The sequence below is a fragment of the Knoellia sp. LjRoot47 genome, from assembly GCF_964253435.1.
GTDB lineage: Bacteria > Actinomycetota > Actinomycetes > Actinomycetales > Dermatophilaceae > Knoellia.
In genome coordinates, this window is the sequence record NZ_CAXUQS020000001.1 from 2,492,291 (window position 1) to 2,512,506 (window position 20,216).

Below are 20,216 nucleotides of genomic sequence, written 5' to 3' on the forward strand. Positions count from 1 at the left end.
GGCAGTCCGGCCAAGGGGGTGGCGGAGCGGGGGCGCGACGGGCGAGGATGGCGACGTGGCCACACCCTTTCGACTCCGTGCGGGCGACACCGGTCCGGTGCAGCAGTCGCCGGTGACGTGCGGCTCGGCCTGCCTCACCGTCGCCCGGATGCTCGTCGACCCCGTCTTCGCCAGCTGGGTGCGCACCGGAAGCCCCAACCCGCCGGGGTCACCGTCGGGGGACACGGAGGCGGAGCGGTTCGCGGCATACGAACGGGTCGTCATGCGGCGTACGAACGGTCTGTTCGCCGGTCCGAGCCGGGTCAACGTGCCGTGGCCGCGCGCCCTGGGCACGCCGCCGTGGGGAGCCAAGCGCGAGCTCGAGTACGGCGCGGCCACCACGGGCACGCTCTACGACGTGGACGCGCTGCGACCGTTGTCGCCCGCGAGTCTGCGCACCGCCTTCGAGCGGCTCCTCGACGTCGTGGCCGAGGGGGAGCCCGGGCTGCTCTATGTCGGCAACGCCACGCTGCCGCGCCACGTCGTCCTCGTCCTGCCCGGTGACGGCGACCACCTGCTCGACGTCTACGACCCCGGCACCGGCCGCGTGGGTCACCTCCGGCGCGACACCGTCGTCGAGCGCCGCATCGGCCTCAGCGGCTGGGACGTCCCGTGGTTCGTCGTCCAGCCCACCGGTCACCGACGGATCCGGACCTGGGCCACGGAGCGATCGATGGGCGGCGTACGGGCTCCGTCAAACGCGTGACGCGTCGCGACGCATCACCCCGAGGGTGAGGAGCAGCAGCGCCGACAGGTAGGTCGCCATGACCCAGAAGCCGCTCCGGGGCAGCTCGACGGCGGGCACGAACTCGCCGATCGCGAGCAGGCCGTCGGAGACGAGGAAGAGCACGCCGCCGACGAGCGCGAGTCGGTCGATGCCCGCGGCGAGCAGCGCCATGAGGGCCAGCGCCACGGCGTACACCGCGATGCCCACGGTGAGGACACCCGCCCGTGGGGCGCACGCGACGACCATGACGACGGCGACCGCGCCATAGAGCCAGGCGGCACGAGTGGTGAGGAGCGACGTCCGGCGCCACGGCCAGAAGCCCGCGACGAACACGACGTGCGCGACGAGGAACGACAGCATGAGGACGACGAAGGCCATCGAGTCCGGGACGTGGTCGGGGGCCGTGTCACCGACCCAGGACCACGCGAGCCCGCCGGCCGTGAACCGGGCCAGCCGCGAACGCAGCCGCGTCTGCACCGTGAGCGCGACGAGAAGCCCCGGGACCGCGAGCGACTGGGTGGCGTCGGCGAGCGGCGCGTTGCCCGTCAGCTGGCCCGCGAGGTGGAGGACACCGACCACGCCGTATGCCGCGAGCGCGGCTGCCGCTGTCGCCTCCAGGTGCAGCCGTCGCGCCGACACCGGCGTCGTCGGTGTCCCCGGAGTCACTGCTGCGGCTTCGGCTTCTCCACCGGGATGAGCTCGACGTCGCTCGCGCCCCAGCCGTCGGCGGGGACGAGGTCGAGCGAGCCGGTGATCTTGCCGGCGGCGCGCAGGTCGCCCTCGCCCGCGCGCACGTGCGCCAGCAGCGCTTCCGGGCCACCGAGCGTGATGCGCGCGACCTCGGCCCGCATCGACAGCTTGGCCTCGGACTTGCTCTTGCGCACCGTCGCGAGGGCCGAACCCACGGCGGCCAGCATGGCGGGGTCGACGCTGTCGTCGGCGGCAGCGACCTCGTCGGCGGTCGGCCACGACGTCACGTGGACCGAGCCGTCGTGCCACCACGACCACGCCTCCTCGGTGACGTAGGGGAGGAACGGCGCGAGCAGGCGCAGGACGACGTCGAGCGCGATCCGCAGCGTGGCCCGGGCTGAGGCGGCCTCGGCGTCACCCTGCGAGCCGTAGGCGCGGTCCTTGACGAGCTCGAGGTAGTCGTCGCAGAAGGTCCAGAAGAAGGTCTCGGTGACCTCGAGCGAGCGCGTGTAGTCCCACGACTCGAACCCTGCGGTCGCCTTCTCGACGACCTCGCGCAGACCGGCGAGGAGCGCCCGGTCGAGCGGGTTGGTCACCTGCGTGGCGAGGTCCCCCGCCACCTCACCGAACGACAGGGCGAACTTCGAGGCGTTGAGGACCTTGATGGCGAGGCGGCGGCCGACCTTCATCTGGCCCACGTCGTAGGCGGCGTCGGTGCCGAGGCGACCCGAGGCCGCCCAGTAGCGCACGGCGTCGGCGGAGTGCTCGCGCAGGACGTCCTCGGGCGTGACGACGTTGCCCTTGGACTTGCTCATCTTCTTGCGGTCCGGGTCGAGGATCCAGCCGCTGATCGCGGCGTTGGTCCACGGCACCGTGCCGTGCTCGAAGTACGCGCGCACGACGGTCGCGAAGAGCCAGGTGCGGATGATGTCGTGGCCCTGCGGGCGCACGTCCATCGGGAAGACCTTGTCGAAGACCGGGTCGGTCGTCACCGAGCCGGACTCGTCGACGCTGCGCCAGCCCGCGGCGATCTGCGGGGAGAGCGACGAGGTCGCCCACGTGTCGAGGACGTCGGGGTCGCCGGTGAAGCCGCGGGCCTGACCGCGCTGCGACTCGTCGTAGCCCTCGGGTGCCTGCGACACCGGGTCGATCGGCAGCGACTCCTCGGACGGGACGATGGGGGAGTCCCACACCGGCTCGCCGTCGGCGTCGAGGGGGTACCAGACGGGGATCGGCACGCCGAAGAAGCGCTGGCGCGAGACGAGCCAGTCGCCGTTGAGCCCGGCCACCCAGTTGGCGTAGCGGGCCTGCATGAACGACGGGTGGAAGTCGATCGACTGACCCTGCCCGATGAGCTTGGCGTTGAGGTCGGCGTCGCGGCCACCGTTGCGGATGTACCACTGGCGCGAGGTGACGATCTCGAGCGGCTTCTCGCCGCGCTCGTAGAAGTTCGCCTTGCGCTGCGTGGCCTTGGGCTCGCCGTCGAGGTCGCCGGACTCGCGCAGCGCCGCCACGACGAGCTCGCGCGCCGAGTGCACCGTCTTGCCGGCGAGCTCGCCGAACAGCTCGGCGCCGGGGCCACCGGCGATCCACTCCGGTGTCTCGGCCTGGACGCGGCCCTGGCGGGTGATGACCGAGCGCGTGGGGAGCTGCAGCTCGCGCCACCAGATGACGTCGGTGAGGTCACCGAACGTGCAGCACATGAGGATGCCGGAGCCCTTGTCGATCTCGGCCAGCGGGTGCGCCACGACCGGGACCTCGACCCCGAACAACGGCGAGCGGACCGTGGAACCGAACAGGCCGGCATACCGCTCGTCGTCCGGGTGGGCGATGAGCGCGACGACCGACGGGATGAGCTCGGGGCGCGTCGTCTCGATGTAGACGGGCTCGGCCGGGCCGCCCTTGCCCGCAGGGTGGAACGCGACGCGGTGGAAGGCACCGGGGTAGTCGCGTGCCTCGAGCTCGGCCTGCGCGACGGCCGTCTGGAACGTCACGTCCCAGAGCCCGGGGGCCTCGGCCTGGTAGGCCTCGCCGCGGGCCAGGTTGCGCAGGAACGCCTGCTGCGCGGTGGCGCGCGAGTGGTCGTCGATCGTGCGGTAGGAGATGTCCCAGTCGAAGGACTGCCCGAGCCGACGGAAGAGCGACTCGAAGGCCTTCTCGTCCTCGACGGTCAGCTCGTCGCAGAGCTCGATGAAGTTCTGGCGCGAGATCGGCATGGCGTCGCCGGCGCGCAGGCTCTTGGCGTCACCGCGGTGGGGCGGCACGAAGTCGGGGTCGTGCGGGAGCGAGGCGTCGCCACGCACGCCGTAGAAGTTCTGCACGCGCTTCTCGGTCGGCAGACCGTTGTCGTCCCACCCGATCGGGTAGAAGACGTTGAAGCCGGCCATCCGCTTGTAGCGCGCCATGCAGTCGGTGTGGGTGTAGGAGAAGACGTGACCCATGTGCAGGCTGCCCGACGCGGTCGGCGGGGGCGTGTCGATCGAGAAGACCTGCGAGCGCTCCCCGGCCAGGGCGGCGTCACGGTCGAACGCGTAGGTGTCCTGCTGCGCCCATACCTGTCCCCACTTGTCCTCGAGGCCGTCCAGCGAGGGGCGCTCCGGAATCGTGGCAGCGCGAGACGAGGTGAGGTCAGCAGACATGCGCGCGATTCTCCCAGAACGCCGAGCGCCGACCCAATCGGGTTCCCCGCTCCCGTATGCCGGCCGCCCGCCGAGCGTAGAACCCGCGCCCGCGCAGCGTTGTCGGCGAGCCGGGGAGCGTGGCGGGACCGCGTCAGGAGCCCTGCGGCTGGCGCAGCATGCGGGTCATGCCGAGTGCGAGGACGGCCGCGCCGACACCGAGGAGGAGCCAGAGGACGGCGCCACGGTCGGGCGCTCGTGGGTCCGGCGCCGGTGTGAGGTCGATCCTCGAGACCGCCGGGGGCGGAGTCGGACGGGCCACGCCGCCCGGTGCCACGGGACCGGCGACGCTCTCGTCGAGAACGGTGGTCATCGCCTCGTAGGGCTGGACGACGCCCCAGCCGGCGACGTCGTTGCGCACGGTCCGAGAGCCCCGGGACGCGGTCGCCTCGAGCCGGTGGGCGATGACGGCGGGAGAGGCCTGGGGCAGCCGTTGGCGCAGGAGGGCGGCGGCGCCGGCGACGTAGGCGGTGGCATAGCTGCTCGACTGCTGCTCCTGCGAGAACACGCAGTCGCCCCACGAGCGGAACGTGGAGACGACGTTGTCACCGGGCGCGGCCAGGTCGACCTGCGGGCCCCGGATGGAGTTGGGGGTGACGACGTCGGCGCCGTTGGTCGCGGCAACCCCGATGACGCCGGGGTAGGCCGCCGGGTAGCGCAGCCCGTCCTTGGCGTCGGCGGCCTGCTCGCGGTTGCCACCGGAGGCGACGACGACGACCCCGGCCTTGACCGCTGCGGCCACGGCGGCCCGCAGGTCGGCGCGGTTGGCCGTCGTCGACAGGGACAGGTTGATGACGTCGGCGCCGGCGGACACGGCCCAGGCGATGCCCGGTGCCAGGTTGGCCGAGCGCTGCTGCTCCTCGTCGCCGCCGTTCTCACCACCGGTGATCTTGACGGGGAGGATCGTCGCGCCGGGGGCGATGCCGACCACCCCGGACTTCTCGCCGATGTCGCGTGCGGCGATGGCACCGGCGATGGCGGTGCCGTGACCCGACTCGTCGGTCGTGGCCGGGCCGCCCACGAAGCTCTTGCCGGTGAGGACCGAGCCCTTGGGGAAGTGGACGTTGTTGGCCGCGACACCGGAGTCGACGACGGCCACGACGACCCCCTTGCCGGTGGACAGGGACCACGCCTTGGCGGCCCCGAGGCGGGCGACGGCCGGTGGGGCCTCCGGCACGAACCGGGTGACACCCTCGGTGCACTCGCGGGCCTCCGCGTGGGCGGGGGTATTCCCCACGGGGGCGACGACGCTGCCCGCGACGAGCGCGACGGCGCCGGTCGCGGTCAGGACGCGACGGCGCATCACCACGCGTCGGGGGCTTTCCACGCGGTCCGCCGCGGGCCGGGGCTTCAGGGAGCGGTGCGTCACGACGCGGCGGCCACGGTGGTCTGGGCCGCCTCGACGCTGAGCTCGGGCCCGGTGCGGAAGAGCTCGGACCACGCCTGGGGGACGGGTGCGACGTCCTCGGGTCGGTAGCCGAGACGCTCGAGGAGGTCGGGCGTGGACGCGTCGATCGCGTAGGAGGTGCCCGTCTGGTCGATCGCGAGAAGCGGTCCCGCTCCGCTCGACCCGGCGCCGACTGCGCGCACCAGGGCGCCGGTGCCCAGGTCGACGGTCGTCTTGGTACCGGACGCCTCGGGCCGCAGCGAGGTCGACGTCGAGAGCTCGACCTCGGGCGCGGCGCCGCGCGCGGTGGTGAGCGTGGCGCACGGTGCCTCCGCGACGGGCGTCGGCAGCGCCGAGGGCCAGTCCGGGGGAGCGAGCCGCTGCGGCCGGACCTCGAGCTGGGTGACCTGGGCGGGGGTGACCGGGAGGTCCTTGGTAGTGCTGCCCGACCCGAGCCGGTAGAGGGCGTGCGCCAGGTCGGGGAGCGGCTCGAGCTCTCCGGCGGCGTTGACGAGGTAGCGGCGGGCATCCTGTCCCGCGTTGGCGACGGCGAGCACGGAGCCAACAGTCGCGCCGGGCGGCAGACCCGGCGAGGGCTTGCCGAACTCGGGCAGCGTGAGCTTGTCCATAGTCGGGCCGAGGGCGAAGAGGTTGGTCCAGACGGCGGGAGCGGCCTGCGGCGGGCTCCCGTCGAGGCCGAGCGCGAGCATGACGGCGGAGAGGTTCTGTGCCGGGACGGGGTAGCGCATGCCGCCCGCGATGACGAAGGTCTCCCGGCCCGTGGTGACCACGGTGGCCCCGTCGGTCGCGGTGGCGCTCTTGGCCGAGGCGCCGACGGCGGTCGTCACGCCGCCCTCGGAGCCGAGGCACGACACCCAGCCGCTGTTGGTGAGGGCGTCCGGCGGGGTGAGCGAGTCGGGTGCGCCGAGGATGCCGATCGTGGCGCCGCGCTTCTGCTTGGCCAGCTTGTCGTCGGCGACGGTGATGACCTCGAAGCTGTTGGCCGGGATGAGCAGCCGGGCGCTCGTCGTGTTGAGGACGGGGTGCAGGGTCTCCTTGATGGAGACGTAGCGCGCGCCGCTGGTCTTGGCGATGACGAGCTTGTTGTCACCCCAGTTCTGCGGCAGCGACCCCTTGAGCCAGCCGAACGCCATGCTGCCGATGACGAGGACGACCGTGAGGGCGAGACCGCCGATGACCGCCTTCATCGGGCGGTGCGGCTCCACCTCGCGGCCGCCCGGGCTGCCGCTGACGAAGGCGGTGGTGAGCCGGCGCTTGCTGAACGACTGGGCCTCGACGAGGTCCTTCTTGGTGGCCACGGCGCGCTCAGAGGAGTCCGACGGCAAGGGCCGCCAGCGGGAAGAGGGCGACGAGGGCGACACCCTCGATGGCGTCGGCGACGCGTCCGAGCTGGACCCGGGTGCGGGGCAGGACGAGCGCCAGGGCGACGACGACCGCGGCGGCACCGGCCAGCCCGAGGGCCAGCAGGGGGCGCCAGTCGGGGTGCGTCTGCGCCGCAGAGACGGAGGCGACGGCGAGGCCGGTGATGCCACCGATCATCGCGATGAGGACCGTGACCCGGGTGCGGCTGTGCCGCGTGCGGAGCAGGGTCGCGACGAACCCGACGAACGTGAGCATCGCGCCCGAGGCGCCGGCGGCGACGAGCTGCGGGGTGCACAGGATCATCACGGCGGCGCTGGCGACGCCCAGCGCGACGATGAGCTCGTGGCCGGCAGCGACCTGGCGGCGCACCTCGTCGCGCTCGACCTCGGGCACGTCCTCGAAGATCTCGAGGTCGGTCTTGGGCGGGTGCGTCGTGAGCCGGCTGGTCGAGATGCCGACCCAGGGCAGGACGTTGCCGACGAGGGCCGCGACGATGAAGACCGCAGCGGCGACGGTGGTCAGGCTCCACCCGACGTAGTGGCTCAGCGCGCCGAGCGCGATCATCGCCAGCCCGACGGCGGCAGTCGCACCGACGAGCAGCTGGTGGCGGGTGACGGCCACCGCGCCGAGGACACCGACGACGGCGACTCCGGCGCCGGCATACAGCAGGCCCTCGCCCCACAGAGCGGCGTCGGGGACGGCCGCGAAACCGGAGACACCGGCATACACGACCGCGGTGAGCGCGAGCGCGACTGCGGCAGAAGGCTGTTTGCGGACGTGGGCGAGCACGGCCGATGCGCCGACGAGGAGAAGCGCGCACACGCCGGCGAGGGCCGCGATGAGGATGCCGCTGTCGCGCGCGGTGAAGAGCGCGTATGCCGCGGCGAGGAAGAGGACGACCGACGCACCCACCGCGGTGCCCGCGCTGTTGGCCGCGGTCCACGGGGTGAACTGGGTCTCGACGAGGTCCGCGACCGCCTCGACGACGTCGTCATAGACCTTGTCGCCGTCGGCCCGGTTGGGTTCGAGGGCCAGGACCGAACCGTCCTCGATGCCCTGTGCCGCAAGGCTTCTGTCGCTCTCGACCTGTGAGCCGTCGGCGCGCAGCAGGCGGTAGCCGAGGCTGGCGGAGTGGGGCTCCAGCACGCCCAGCTCACGGGCGAGGTCCGGGATGATCTCGGCGACCGGGATCGACCCCGGGATGCCGAGGTCGGCGCGTCGGGTCCCCGACGACACGGACAGCCGAACGAGCGACGCAGCCGTGCTCTGGCTCACGAGTGTTCCTCCCCGATGGTGCATGACTTCTGGTTCCCGCACCGCAGCGCCGGACGACCCGAGCATAGACGGGGAGTTCTCCCCATTGGCCGAGGGCAATCACCACCGTATGGTCTTCCCTGTCAGGACTTCGGGGGATCGACTTCGGCCGGGGTCCAACCACCATGAGTGGTCGGGAGGACCACCGCTAGGTCCCTAGGACCAGGAGAGAAGGGAAGTGACATGGGAAGCCAGAATTTCAAGGTTGGCGCAGGTTCCATCGGCAAGAGCGCCCAGATCGTCGACCAGGCGCGGACGGACCTCAAGCAGAAGCTCAGCACGCTGCAGGGGCAGATGGAGCAGGTGAAGGCGCACTGGGAGGGTGCAGGCGCCGGCGCGTTCCAGAACGTGCAGGTGGCGTGGACGACCCAGGCGCAGGACCTGGTCGACATCCTCGACCACTTCCGCGAGAACCTCGTCAGCAACGACAAGCAGTACACGGCGGATGACCAGATGTCGTCCGACCTGCTCAGCAAGTACAGCTCGCAGATGGGGGGCAAGTGATGAGTGGCCAGAACATCAAGGTCGGCAGTGGCGGCCTCGACACCCTGATCGGCGACATGGTCAAGGGCGTCAACGACCTCAAGACCAAGGTCTCCGACATGGAGAGCGACCTCCGTCCGCACATGGGCGAGTGGGAAGCCGGCGCCAAGGGCGCCTTCGAAGAGGTCAAGAAGAAGTGGGGCACCGAGGTCCAGGACCTCAACGAGCTGCTTCTCGACATCAAGAAGGCCGTCGAGCAGTCCAAGGAGGCCTACCTCGCCGGTGAGCTCCGCAACAAGAACAGCTGGTCCTGACCTCCAGGTCATGACGTGATCTCGTGCCGGCACCCCATCGCGGGGTGCCGGCACGGACCGCGTCGGGGAGAGTGCCCCGGCACCACCGCGACCGCGGGGACAGCGTCACCGCACAGCACCACCGCAGCACAGCAGCAGCGCAGCACCGCAGCACCGCACACGAGAACGTTCAGGGGAGGAACCAGCCGTGTCAGGCGAGAACGAGGTCGAGTACCCGACCGAGACGATGACCACCTTGGCCAACACCAAGCAGACCAAGTGGGACACGGACGCCACCGAGGGCGTCAAGAAGATCCGCGACGCGCTCGCGGACAAGAGCACCTTCGGCGACCTCCCCGTCCTCGCCTCCTACGGCTCGGTGTTCGAGGAGGTCCGCACGATCTACCTCGAGACGATGCGCGGCGCCAAGGCCGACCTCGAGGCCGTGGCCCAGGGGATCCGCACGTCCGCCCAGCAGATGAAGGACCGAGACGACCAGGCCGGCGCGGCCTTCGTCGAGCTGTGGCAGCGCTGGGAGAACGGGCCGCTCGAGAGCACGCGCAACCACGAGACCGCCTCGTCGACCGAGTCCGCCCAGACCGCGGCCGAGACGGCCGACGCCGCGGAGAACCCGCCGCCGACCGGCGAGGGCGATGGCACGGGCGCACCGGAGGGCGGCGAGGTCCCGGCCGAGAACCCGGACACCGAGTCCGAGGGCGAGATGCCGGCCGGTGACACGACACCGGCGACCGGTGGGCCGGTGAGCACGACCTACGGGCCCACCTCCGGCGGCCCCACGTCCGGTCCCACCGTCTTCCAGACCCAGCCGCCCTACCTTCCGTGACCATGGCCCCGCGTCCGCTCCGGCGACGCGCCGTCGCTGCCGCCGTCGCATCGGCGGTCGCCTTGGTGGCGCTCGTCGGCGTGCCCGCCGCGCAGGCGGACCGGCTCGACGACGGGCAGTGGTGGCGGACCGCGATGGGCGTCGACGAGCTCAACCGCACGGGCGCCGGGCAGGGGGTGACGGTCGCCGTCATCGACGGGCCGATCGACGCGAGCGTCCCCGAGCTCAAGGGTCGGGTCGCCTCGTCGACCACCCAGTGCATCACCAAGGACGGCGGCCGACAGTCCGCCGGCGCCAAGGGCGCGGCTGCCGACCACGCGACGAGCATGGCCTCGTTCATCGTCGGCAGCGGCAAGGGCACGGCCACCGGTGGCCGCGGCATCGCAGGGATCGCGCCGAAGGCGACGCTGCGCCACTACGCCGTGCTCTACGCCGACACCACCGACGGCGGCCGGGACGGCTGCCGTCTCGACGTCTCGGGCCTCGACCAGTCGGGCAAGGCCACGGCCGAGGCCATTCGTCAGGCCGTCAAGGACGGCGCGAAGGTGCTGAGCATCAGCCTGTCCGTGGACTACGACTCCGAGCTCGTCGGCGCGCTGCTCGATGCCTACAAAGCCGGCGCGATCGTCGTGGCATCCACCAACAACGACACCAAGAACGTCTACTGGCCCGGGATCGGCAACGGCGTCGTCACCGTGACCCACGTCGACGAGAAAGGCAACCTCGACTCGAGCGCGCTGCGCAAGAGCCCCCTGCTGGACTTCGCCGCCCCGGGGAGCAAGGTCGCCTCCGGGGGCTCGGGCTCGTCCGGGTGGCGCAGCGACGTCATCGCCGACGGAGCTTCGCAGGCCACGGCGATCACCGCCGGTGGGCTCGCGGCCGTCTGGTCGGCGCACCCCGGCGCCACCGGCAACCAGATCCTCCAGGCGGCGCGCCAGGCCGTGGGTGTGCGGGCCAAGAACGGCAAGTTCTTCACGTGGTTCCGGCGAATCGGGAGCGATCTGCCGGTGGGGACGGGCAAGACCGAGTCGTACGGCTTCGGGATCTTCTCCCCGGCGGACGCCGTGAAGCTCGACGTCGAGTCGCTCCCCGACACCAACCCGATGGTGGTGGACCGGGGCGTCGTCGAGCCCACGGCGGAGCAGATCGCCGCAGCGACCGGTGCCGCAACCTCCCCGAGCGCCTCGGCCAGCCCTTCGGCGGGCGCCTCCAGCGCTGCCTCGTCCCAGGCCTCGCCCGCTGCCACCACCGACGCGGCAGGTCCCGCGGACTCCGCCCAGGACGACGACGGGTCGGTGCTGCCCTGGCTGCTCGCCGGTCTGGCCGCCCTCGTCGTCCTCGCGGCCGTCGTCCTCGCACTGCGGCGCGCGACGGGCCGTCGAAGCGGCACGAGTGCAGCCAGCGCGACCAGCGCGACCAACGCGGCCGGCGCCGACGGCGCCGACGGGGACGCGCAGCCCACGCCCGACTCCCGGGCCCAGGACACCCACGACACCCATGACAGGACGGCGGCGACGGATGGGGTCGCCGCCACGACGAAGGAGCACAGCAATGGCGTTGATCGCTGACGGCGGTGGGGGCGGCCCCACGCTCGACCCCAAGGCCAAGCACTTCGAGCGCGAGCTCTTCAAGGTCTTCTCGACGAGCACGTCGACCATCTGGTTGACGCAGGAGGACTGGCGGGGGGCCAAGACCCAGCTCGAGGACCTCGCCAAGGACGTCCAGCAGGTCAGGACCGAGCTGCAGACGCCGGGCGACGGGGGTGCCGGGTGGCAGGGTCCCGCGGCCGAGGCCGCCCTCGCGAGCCTCGAGAAGCTCAGCACCACCCTCGACGGGCACGCCGCCAAGATCGGTGACGTCGACACGAGCCTCGGGCAGGTCTACCAGGCGATCAGCGACGCCAAGGCCGGGTGGTACTCCGACGTCGCGAGCATCTCGACCTACGTCGACCCGAGCGACCACATGCGTCTGCCCGCGCCCTACCTGCCGACGCCGGAGAACAAGGCCCAGTACAGCGTCCCCGACGCCGACGCGGCAGCTGCTGCCGAGGACGCCAAGTGGGAGCAGCGCAACCAGGCGGCCAAGAAGGTCCTCGAACAGCTCGGCAGCGACACGCAGACCGCCACCGGCAAGATGCCGATCGAGACCAAGACGAAGTCGGAGACGCCCTACAGCAGCAACGGGCCCGGTCCGAGCACGAACTACCCGACCCGCACCTCGACGCCGTCGGGGGGCGGCGGTGGGTACCAGATCGGCGGGCCCACCGGCCCCGGATTCACGATCGGCCCCACTGACCCCGGTGGCGACCCCGACGACGACCCGACCCCGATCCCGAACCCGGAGCAGCCCGAGGAGATCACCATCGGTGACCCCGAGGGCCCGGACCCGGACCCGACCTACGTCGACCCGATCAGCTCCGACGGTGACGTCACCGGCACGACCGGCGGCCCCACCGGCACGACGAGCGGCTCCTCCACCTACAACGGCGGTGGCGGCGGTGGCGGCATGGGTGTCGGCGGCATCGCAGCAGGTGGCATCGGCACCGGCGCCGCCGGTCTCGGTGGTCTGCTCGGTGCGCGCGGTGGAGGCATGTTCGGTGCCCGTGGTGGCGGCGTCATGCCGGCCGGAGGCGCCCAGGGCCGAGGCACCGGTGCCGGCGCTCGTGGCGGCACGTCGTTCCGCCCGGGTGGGGCGGCCGGTACCGCTGGACGAGGCGGACAGGTCATCCCCGGCGGCGGTCAGGGTCGGGGCTCCGCCGCGGGACGCGCGTCGTCCGTCAAGGGTGCGAGCGGCTCGGGTCGCTACGGCGTCCCCAAGCTCGACAGCAAGGGCGGCGTCGCCGCCGGGTCCGGCCAGGGCGCCAAGGGCGGCGCGCGCAGTGGCGCCGGCGCCAACGGACGCGGCTCTGCCGCACGCGGATCCGGCCGCAACGGCGCCACCGGGGCTGCCGGTGCAGCCGGTGGCCGTGGCTCACGCAAGGGCGACAAGGACCAGAACCAGGACGTCGACAACCTCACCCACGAGGACGAGGAGACCTGGTACGACGGCACCGAGGAGTCCAGCCCTCAGGTCTGGCAGTAGCCGCACCCGCACCACCAGCACGACGGTGCGACCCGCGCCCCCGCACGAAGCACGAAGCATGAAGCACGAAGCAGGACCAGCCGGCGGATGGCCTCAGCCCGAGGTCATCCGCCGGATCGCTTCCACGCCCCCGGCGGCCACGATGCCCAGCGGAAGCGACAGCGCCACGGTCGTCGTCTCGATGGCGTCGGCGAACCGGGACATCCGCGTGGAGCGGTAGCCGCGCACGATCGCCGAGGAGCTGAGCACGCTCACCCAGGCGATGGCCGTCGCCACGAGGAAGAGCACGAGCGTGGCGCCCGACCATCCCGTCGCGAGGAGGGCGTAGGCCGCTGCGAGGAGCAGCGACGCGCACGCCGCCAGCATGCTGTAGCGGGGGAGCCGGTCGCGCACCGACCGCGACTGGTAGCCGCAGGCCAGGGCGGCGCCCACGAGCAGGGCGACGGTGCCCCACCGGGTCACGGCGTCGCCGGGGCCCGAGCCGACGAGCAGCCACCCGCCGACGGCCGTCGTGAGCGACAGGTATGCCGTGCCGATCGCGACGATCTCGCGGGCCGCGTCGAAGCGGGCGCGCATGTCGCCGCGGGTGATCCGCTTGCGCCGCCCGAGCCCACGCTCGCGCACCGACCAGATGGTCGTCGAGAGCCGCTCGGTGTCGACGAGCTGGTTGGCGTCGACGGTGAGGCTGGTCGTCGGGAGCAGTCGCATGAGCAGCGGCCCGAGGCCGGTGACGATGGCGGCGATCGACGGGCCGGGCCAGTCGAGGACGGTGCCGAGGCCGACGAGCAGGCCCATGCCACCGATCGCGGACAGCACCGTGCGGTCGCCGGGGGAGTCGACGCGCACCCGTGAGCGGGTGATCGCCAGCGCGAGCACGGCGACGGCACACCCGACGACGACGGCGACGGACTCGCGCCCGGGGGAGTTGGGCAGGGGAAGGGTGAGGCCGGCCGCCAGACCGAGGGCGGGGGCGGTGGCGGCCGCGGCGAACCGGTGCGACCGGTCGCTGCTCAAGGCGGCAAGACCGATGGCGCCGACGGCGAGGAGCCCGGCCGCCACGGTGGGCATCCACGACGACGTCAGGCCCCAGACGGCGAAGCCCCCGGGGTCGCGACCGGTGCTGCGCGCGAGCGTCCAGCCCGCGACGAGGCTGACGACCGCGCCCAGTGCGGCGGAGAGCCAGATGAGCTGGGACGCGACCGACGGGACCGGAGCGGCCGTGGGTGTCCGGCGGACCTCGCGCACGACGGTGAGTCCCGGCCGTGGCCCGGTGACCTCGGGTGCGGGCGTCGGGGCCGGCTCACCCCGCCGCCGGGTCGACTCGTCGACCTCGGAGCGCTTCGGCTGGGGCTCGGGCTCGTCACGGTGGCGGCCACCGGATCCGGCAGGCGCGCTGGAGCGGGCGCCGCCGGCACTGCGTCCGCGGTCGAGGTTGAGGATGTCGCGGGTCACCGCGTGGGTCGTCACGGGGACGACGCTGAGGATCGACCCGGTCGGCACGGTCTCGTCGAAGGAGTCGTGCGGCCCGAGGACCCGACCGCTCGGGGTGGCGATGGCGTGGGGGTTGGCCCGCGAGGCGATGCCGAGGACCGACAGGACGTCCGTGACCCGGGCGCCGTGAGGCACGACGAGGTCGTAGCGGCGCCCACCCGCGGTGAGGCTGATCTGGAGCCCCGCGGACGTGTCGGTGCCCGGCATACCGTCCCCCTCTTCTCCCAAGTCCCGTTCATCACGAAGAATAGGCCGCGGGGGAGCACCGTGGTGCGCCACCTCCATCCTGCCTGCGCGCCGTATAGGTTGGCCCAGGCATCAGCACACTCGGGGAGGGAACTCGTGACCGCGACAGTCGGAGGCACGCGCCAGGAGGCGCCGGCCGTCCCGTCGGGACGGATCGTCCTGCAGCCGCCACCGGAGATCACCCCCGCCGAGGGACTGAGCAACGTCCTCATGCAGGCGGTGCCGATGCTCGGCAGCGTCGGCTCGATGGGCTTCGTCGCGCTGTCGCAGCCGGGTCCGCGCGGCATCATCGGTGCCGGCATGTTCCTCGTCGCCTCGCTGGGCTTCGTCTTCGCCAGTGGGGTGCGCCAGCGCCAGCAGCACACGACCGAGGTCATCTCCAACCGCCGCGAGTACCTCGCCTACCTCGCCGAGGTGCGCGGCACCGTGCGCGACGCGGCGGCCAAACAGCGTGAGGCGGGGCTGTGGAACTACCCGGCGCCGGCCTCGCTGCCGCTGCTCGCCGAGGAGAAGAGCCGGGTCTGGGAGCGCCTGCCCAAGGACGACGACTTCCTCCACGTGCGCATGGGCACGACCTCGCAGCCGCTGTGCCTCACCCTCGAGCCGGCCGAGACGCCGCCGCTGGCACAGCTCGACCCGGTCGCGGCCTCCGGTCTGCACCGTCTGCTCACGACCCACCGCGTGCAGCACGGCCTGCCGGCATCGGTGTCGCTGACCGCCTGGGCGCGGGTCCAGGTCACCGGCGAGGCCGGTCCGGCGCGCGCCCTCGCCCGCTCGCTCGTCGTCAACGCGGCCGTCATGCACTCGCCCGACACGCTCGTCGTCGCCGCCCTCGTCGGTCCAGATGCCCGCGAGGAGTGGGACTGGCTCAAGTGGCTGCCGCACGCGCTCAGTCCCCGTGAGCGCGACGCGATCGGGCCGATGCGTCTCGTCGCCGAGTCCGTCGACGAGCTGCTCGAGCTCCTCCCCGACGACGTCACCGACCGGCCCCGCTTCGGCCCCAGCGCGCAGCCTCCGACGCCGCACGTCGTCGTCATCGTCGACGGCGCGCGACTGCCGCGGCACAACCCGCTCGTCACCGAGGACGGCGTGCTCGGCGTCACCGTCCTCGACCTTCCCGAGCAGTGGGGCGAGCTCGACTCGACGACGACCCTGCGGCTCGCGGTCGACGCTGCGCGGCAGGGTATGCCGTCCGCCCAGGTCCCGTTCGAGATCCTCAGCCTGAGCCGTGGCGGCGCCAAGGGCCTCGCCGACCAGATGAGCGTCACCGAGGCCGAGGCGGCCGCCCGCCGTCTCGCCCCGATGTTCGTCAGCGGTGAGGTCGAGGTGCGCGACGCGCTCACGAGCAGCACCGAGCTCGTCGACCTCCTCGGCCTCGGCGACGTCCGCGACTTCGACCCGGCGACCGCGTGGCGGCCCCGGCTCCAGCGCGACCGGTTGCGCGTCCCCATCGGGGTCGGCGGCAGCGGCCAGGTCGTCGCCCTCGACATCAAGGAGTCCGCCCAGCAGGGCATGGGCCCGCACGGCCTCGTCATCGGCGCCACCGGCTCGGGCAAGTCCGAGCTCCTGCGCACCCTCGTGCTCGCGCTCGCGATGACGCACTCGTCCGAGCAGCTCAACTTCGTCCTCGTCGACTTCAAGGGTGGTGCGACGTTCGCGGGCATGGCCGACATGCCGCACGTCTCGGCCGTCATCACCAACCTCGGCCAGGAGCTCACCCTCGTCGAGCGCATGCAGGACGCACTGCAGGGAGAGATGACCCGCCGCCAGGAGCTCCTGCGCTCGGCCGGCAACTTCGCCAACGTCACCGACTACGAGAAGGCGCGGGCGGGTGGGGCCGACCTGGAGCCGCTCCCGGCGCTGCTCATCGTCGCCGACGAGTTCTCCGAGCTGCTCTCGGCCAAGCCCGAGTTCGCCGACCTGTTCGTCGCCATCGGCCGCCTCGGCCGATCGCTGTCGATGCACCTGCTCCTCTCCTCGCAGCGCCTCGAGGAGGGCAGGCTCCGTGGCCTCGAGTCGCACCTGTCCTACCGGATCGGTCTGCGCACGTTCTCGGCCGGCGAGTCCCGCACGGTCATCGGTGTGCCGGACGCGTACGAGCTGCCGCCCGTGCCCGGTCTGGGCTACCTCAAGCCCGACCAGACGACACTGCTCAAGTTCAAGGCCGCCTACGTCTCCGGACCGCCGAAGGGCCGTCGGCGCCGCTCGACCGCCGGCACGGGTGGCTCGGCGATGCAGGTCCTGCCGTTCACCTCGACCAAGGCCGTCTCGGCGCTCCAGCGCGTCGAGGAGGCGCCGGTCGCGAGCAACGAGCCCGAGGAGACGCGCGCGGTGTTCGACATCGCCGTGGCCCGCATGAAGGGCAAGGGCCGTCCCGCCCACCAGGTGTGGCTGCCGCCCCTCGACGTCCCGAACTCCCTCGACCAGCTCCTCGGCGACCTCACCACGGACCCCCAGCTCGGGCTCGTCAGCCGCCGCTGGCGCGACCGGGGCAGCTACGTCTTCCCGATGGGCATCGTCGACCGGCCGCTCGAGCAGCGCCGTGAGATGTTCGCGCTCAACCTCGGTGGGGCCGCCGGGCACGTGGCGGTCGTCGGTGGACCGCGCACCGGGCGCAGCACCTTCGCGCGCACGCTGGTCAGCTCGATCTCGCTGACGACGACGCCGCTCGAGACGCAGTTCTACATCCTCGACTTCGGTGGCGGCACGTTCACGCCGTTCGCCGGCCTGCCGCACGTCGCGGGCGTCGCCAACCGCAACGAGCCCGACGTCGTGCGCCGTACGGTCGCCGAGATCAGCGGCATCATCGACAAGCGCGAGGCCTACTTCCGGGCGCAGGGCATCGACTCGATCGAGACCTACCGCCGCCGCCGCGCCGAGGGCCGGGCCGACGACGGCTACGGCGACGTCTTCCTCGTCGTCGACGGCTGGCCCACGATCCGCGCGGAGTTCGACGAGCTCGAGCAGGCGATCAGCGGCATCGCCGGCCGGGGCCTCACCTTCGGCATCCACGTCGTCATCACCACGTCGCGCTGGATGGACTTCCGCATGCAGATCCGCGACGTCCTCGGCACCCGGGTCGAGCTCGGCCTCGGTGACCCCGGCGACTCCGAGATCGACCGCCGGGTCGCGGCCAACGTGCCCAAGGGCCGTCCGGGTCGAGGTATCACGACGACGAAGCACCACTTCCTCGCCGGCATACCCCGCGTCGACGGCTCGGGACGGGTCGACGACCTCGGTGAGGGCGTCGACGACATGGTCGCCAAGGTCGCGGCTGCGTGGAAGGGCCCGCGTGGTCCCAAGCTCCGGCTGCTCCCCGAGCAGATCACCCTCGAGGCGATCCGGACCCAGGCCGGCCCAGGCGACAAGCGAGTCCTGCTCGGCATCGACGAGAACAACCTCGAGCCGGTGGGCGTCGACGTCTCGGAGGAGTCGCACCTCTACCTCTTCGGTGACTCCGACTCGGGCAAGTCGGCGATGCTGCGCGGCTACGCCAGCGAGATCGCCCGCCTCTACACCCCAGACCAGGCCAAGCTGTTCGTCGTGGACTACCGCCGGGCTCTGCTCGGCGAGCTGCCGGCGGACCACGTCGCCGAGTACATGACGACCGAGGAGCAGGTGACCGCCGAGATGGAAGGCCTCACCGCCTTCCTCCGCACCCGCCTCCCCGGTCCGGACGTGACGCCGGAGCAGCTGCGGTCACGTTCGTGGTGGTCGGGCTCTGAGGCGTTCATCCTCGTCGACGACTACGACCTCGTCGTGACGTCCGCCGGGTCGCCGCTGCGCCCGCTCGTGCCGCTGCTCGCGCAGGCCACCGACGTCGGCCTGCACCTCGTCGTCACCCGCCGCTCCGGTGGTGCGTCGCGAGCGAGCTACGAGCCCGTCCTCCAGGCCCTGCGTGACCTCGCGAGCCCCGGCATCCAGCTGAGCACGCCGCCCGACGAGGGCGCCCTCGTCGGCAACGTGCGCGGCTCGCTGCAGCCGGCCGGACGTGGTCGCCTCGTGACCCGCGACAACGGCAACCAGGTCGTCCAGCTCGCCTGGCACCCCGCCAAGCACAGCTGACCGGATGACGCCGCGCGGCGTGCGCGGCGTCACCCCGCCGCGCTTTCCGGCGCAACCTACGGACCCGTAGGCTGCGGTCCATGGAACCCGTGTACAGCTCGGTCATCACCACCGCCCGTGGCGTCTTCGCCGCCCAGGGGATCAGCTTCCGGATCGAGGGTGAGGACCACGTCCCCACCACCGGTGGTGCTGTCATGGCGATCAACCACACGGGCTACTTCGACTTCACGTATGCCGGCCTCGCGGCTCGTCGTTCCGGTCGCCTCGTGCGCTTCATGGCGAAGAAGTCGATCTTCTCGCACCGCGTCGCCGGCCCGCTCATGCGCGGGATGCACCACATCCCCGTCGACCGTCGCGACGGCCGCGCCTCGTTCATGCGCGCCGTCCAGGCGGTCAAGGACGGCGAGATCGTCGGGGTCTTCCCCGAGGCCACGATGTCGCGCTCGTTCGAGCTCAAGGAGTTCAAGCCCGGCGCCGTCCGGATGGCGCAGGAGGCCGGTGTGCCGATCCTGCCGACGACCATCTGGGGCTCGCAGCGCGTGTGGACCAAGGACCTCCCCAAGCACCTCGGCCGTCACCGCATCCCGATCTCGATCGTCGTGGGCGAGCCGTTCCACGTCTCGCCCGACGACAACCGCAACGAGGCCACCGTGCGCCTGCAGGCCGTCATGGAGGCGCAGCTGCACGCCCAGCAGGAGGCCTACCCGCCCCTCACCGGTGACGACCTCGTCTACCTCCCCGCCCGGCTCGGTGGCACGGCCCCGACGCCCGAGGAGGCCGCGGCCCAGGACAACGCCGACATGACGCGCACCACCGACAAGTTCAACAAGCGCCGCAGCAAGTCCTGACGCCGCGCCCAGCACACCGTCGCCGTCACCCGGCCAGTCCCACCCGACGCCGTGACGGGTGGGGTGCGTGGGGTGTGTAGTGCGAGTGGTGCGGGTGGGGCTTGGGGTCAGACGGGGTGGCCGAGGTGGCTGAGCGCTTGGCGGAGCAGGACGCCGTGCCCGCGCTCCATCTCGGCGAGCACTCCGGGATCGAGGGCCTCGTCGGGGGTGAGCCAGGCGAGGTCGAGGGCGTCCTGCTGGGGTGCGCAGTCGCCGGAGACGGGCACGACGAACGCAAGCGACACGGCGTGCTGGCGCGGGTCGTGGAAGGGCGTGACACCGGGGGTGGGGAAGTACTCCGCCACGGTGAAGGGCACCGGTGACGTGGGGACGCGAGGGAGCGCCATCGGGCCGAGGTCCTTCTCGAGGTGCCGGAGCAGAGCGTCGCGCACGCGCTCGTGGTAGAGCACGCGCCCGGAGACGAGCTCGCGCCGGATCCGGCCGTCCTCGGACGCGCGGAGCAGCAGGCCCACGGCGGTCACGGCACCGCGCTCGTCCACCCGCACGGGCACGGCGTCGACGTAGAGGATCGGCAGCCGCTCGCGGGCGCTGTCGAGCTCCTCACGGCTCAGCCAGGCGGGGGTGTTGTCGAGTTCGAGGGGACCCAT

14 protein-coding genes and 2 pseudogenes are annotated in these 20,216 nt (G+C 72.3%); 8 read left to right on the plus strand and 8 right to left on the minus strand.

What is annotated here, in order from left to right; genetic code table 11:
- Positions 1-55: 55 nt before the first annotated feature.
- Positions 56-745 carry a hypothetical protein gene (locus tag ACSQ11_RS12070; protein WP_436005693.1) on the plus strand — a complete coding sequence of 230 codons (690 nt, stop codon included), beginning with the start codon at positions 56-58 and terminating at the stop codon, positions 743-745.
- On the opposite strand, the gene ACSQ11_RS12075 is transcribed toward ACSQ11_RS12070, so the two are convergent.
- The 5 genes from ACSQ11_RS12075 to eccD form a co-directional block, all read right to left on the minus strand.
- On the minus strand, positions 734-1,432 hold the full coding sequence (locus ACSQ11_RS12075; protein WP_436005695.1) for a lysoplasmalogenase family protein: 699 nt from the start codon (positions 1,430-1,432) through the stop codon (positions 734-736). The two genes, ACSQ11_RS12070 and ACSQ11_RS12075, sit on opposite strands and share 12 nt — an antisense overlap.
- A complete protein-coding gene (gene valS / locus ACSQ11_RS12080) occupies positions 1,429-4,095 on the minus strand; it encodes a valine--tRNA ligase (RefSeq protein ID WP_436005697.1) in 2,667 nt (888 codons plus the stop codon). The genes ACSQ11_RS12075 and valS overlap by 4 nt, the downstream gene beginning before the upstream one ends.
- Positions 4,096-4,228: 133 nt before the next feature.
- Positions 4,229-5,437, minus strand: a complete 1,209-nt coding sequence (locus ACSQ11_RS12085; RefSeq protein ID WP_436005699.1) for a S8 family serine peptidase — start codon at positions 5,435-5,437, stop codon at positions 4,229-4,231.
- A gap of 62 nt (positions 5,438-5,499) precedes the next feature.
- Entirely contained in the window at positions 5,500-6,840 is a 1,341-nt protein-coding gene (gene eccB / locus ACSQ11_RS12090) for a type VII secretion protein EccB (RefSeq protein ID WP_436005701.1), read from the minus strand.
- Between the two features lie 7 nt (positions 6,841-6,847).
- Positions 6,848-8,179, minus strand: coding sequence for a type VII secretion integral membrane protein EccD (eccD, locus tag ACSQ11_RS12095; RefSeq protein WP_436005703.1), 1,332 nt, complete (start codon positions 8,177-8,179; stop codon positions 6,848-6,850).
- Positions 8,180-8,401: 222 nt separating this feature from the next.
- Between eccD and ACSQ11_RS12100 the strand changes: the two genes are divergently transcribed.
- The 4 genes and pseudogenes from ACSQ11_RS12100 to ACSQ11_RS12115 form a co-directional block, all read left to right on the plus strand.
- The gene (locus ACSQ11_RS12100; RefSeq protein WP_436005705.1) at positions 8,402-8,722 is read left to right on the plus strand and encodes a WXG100 family type VII secretion target; all 321 of its coding nucleotides are present in this window, start codon (positions 8,402-8,404) and stop codon (positions 8,720-8,722) included.
- Positions 8,722-9,015: a WXG100 family type VII secretion target gene (locus ACSQ11_RS12105; RefSeq protein WP_436005707.1), complete on the plus strand. Its 294-nt coding sequence runs from the start codon at positions 8,722-8,724 to the stop codon at positions 9,013-9,015. Before ACSQ11_RS12100 ends, ACSQ11_RS12105 begins: the two co-directional genes overlap by 1 nt.
- A gap of 187 nt (positions 9,016-9,202) precedes the next feature.
- Positions 9,203-9,838: a hypothetical protein gene (locus tag ACSQ11_RS12110; RefSeq protein ID WP_436005709.1), complete on the plus strand. Its 636-nt coding sequence runs from the start codon at positions 9,203-9,205 to the stop codon at positions 9,836-9,838.
- A gap of 134 nt (positions 9,839-9,972) precedes the next feature.
- Positions 9,973-10,785: pseudogene (locus ACSQ11_RS12115) on the plus strand (S8 family peptidase); the annotation flags it as partial.
- A 470-nt stretch (positions 10,786-11,255) separates the two neighbouring features.
- On the opposite strand, the pseudogene ACSQ11_RS12120 reads toward ACSQ11_RS12115, so the two are convergent.
- Positions 11,256-11,372 (minus strand): annotated as a pseudogene (locus ACSQ11_RS12120) (hypothetical protein); the annotation flags it as partial.
- Between the two features lie 17 nt (positions 11,373-11,389).
- Between ACSQ11_RS12120 and ACSQ11_RS12125 the strand changes: the two are divergent.
- Positions 11,390-12,919, plus strand: a complete 1,530-nt coding sequence (locus ACSQ11_RS12125; protein WP_436005711.1) for a hypothetical protein — start codon at positions 11,390-11,392, stop codon at positions 12,917-12,919.
- Positions 12,920-13,012: 93 nt separating this feature from the next.
- Here the strand turns inward: ACSQ11_RS12125 and ACSQ11_RS12130 are convergent, their stop codons facing one another.
- Positions 13,013-14,617: a hypothetical protein gene (locus ACSQ11_RS12130; protein WP_436005713.1), complete on the minus strand. Its 1,605-nt coding sequence runs from the start codon at positions 14,615-14,617 to the stop codon at positions 13,013-13,015.
- A gap of 135 nt (positions 14,618-14,752) precedes the next feature.
- Between ACSQ11_RS12130 and eccCa the strand changes: the two genes are divergently transcribed.
- Both eccCa and ACSQ11_RS12140 read left to right on the plus strand, forming a co-directional pair.
- Positions 14,753-18,721, plus strand: coding sequence for a type VII secretion protein EccCa (eccCa, locus tag ACSQ11_RS12135; protein ID WP_436005715.1), 3,969 nt, complete (start codon positions 14,753-14,755; stop codon positions 18,719-18,721).
- 80 nt (positions 18,722-18,801) lie between these two features.
- Positions 18,802-19,569 (plus strand): lysophospholipid acyltransferase family protein, encoded by a 768-nt coding sequence (locus tag ACSQ11_RS12140; RefSeq protein WP_436005717.1) that lies wholly within the window; start codon positions 18,802-18,804, stop codon positions 19,567-19,569.
- A gap of 107 nt (positions 19,570-19,676) precedes the next feature.
- Here the strand turns inward: ACSQ11_RS12140 and ACSQ11_RS12145 are convergent, their stop codons facing one another.
- Positions 19,677-20,216, minus strand: coding sequence for an NUDIX hydrolase family protein (locus tag ACSQ11_RS12145; protein ID WP_436005719.1), 540 nt, complete (start codon positions 20,214-20,216; stop codon positions 19,677-19,679).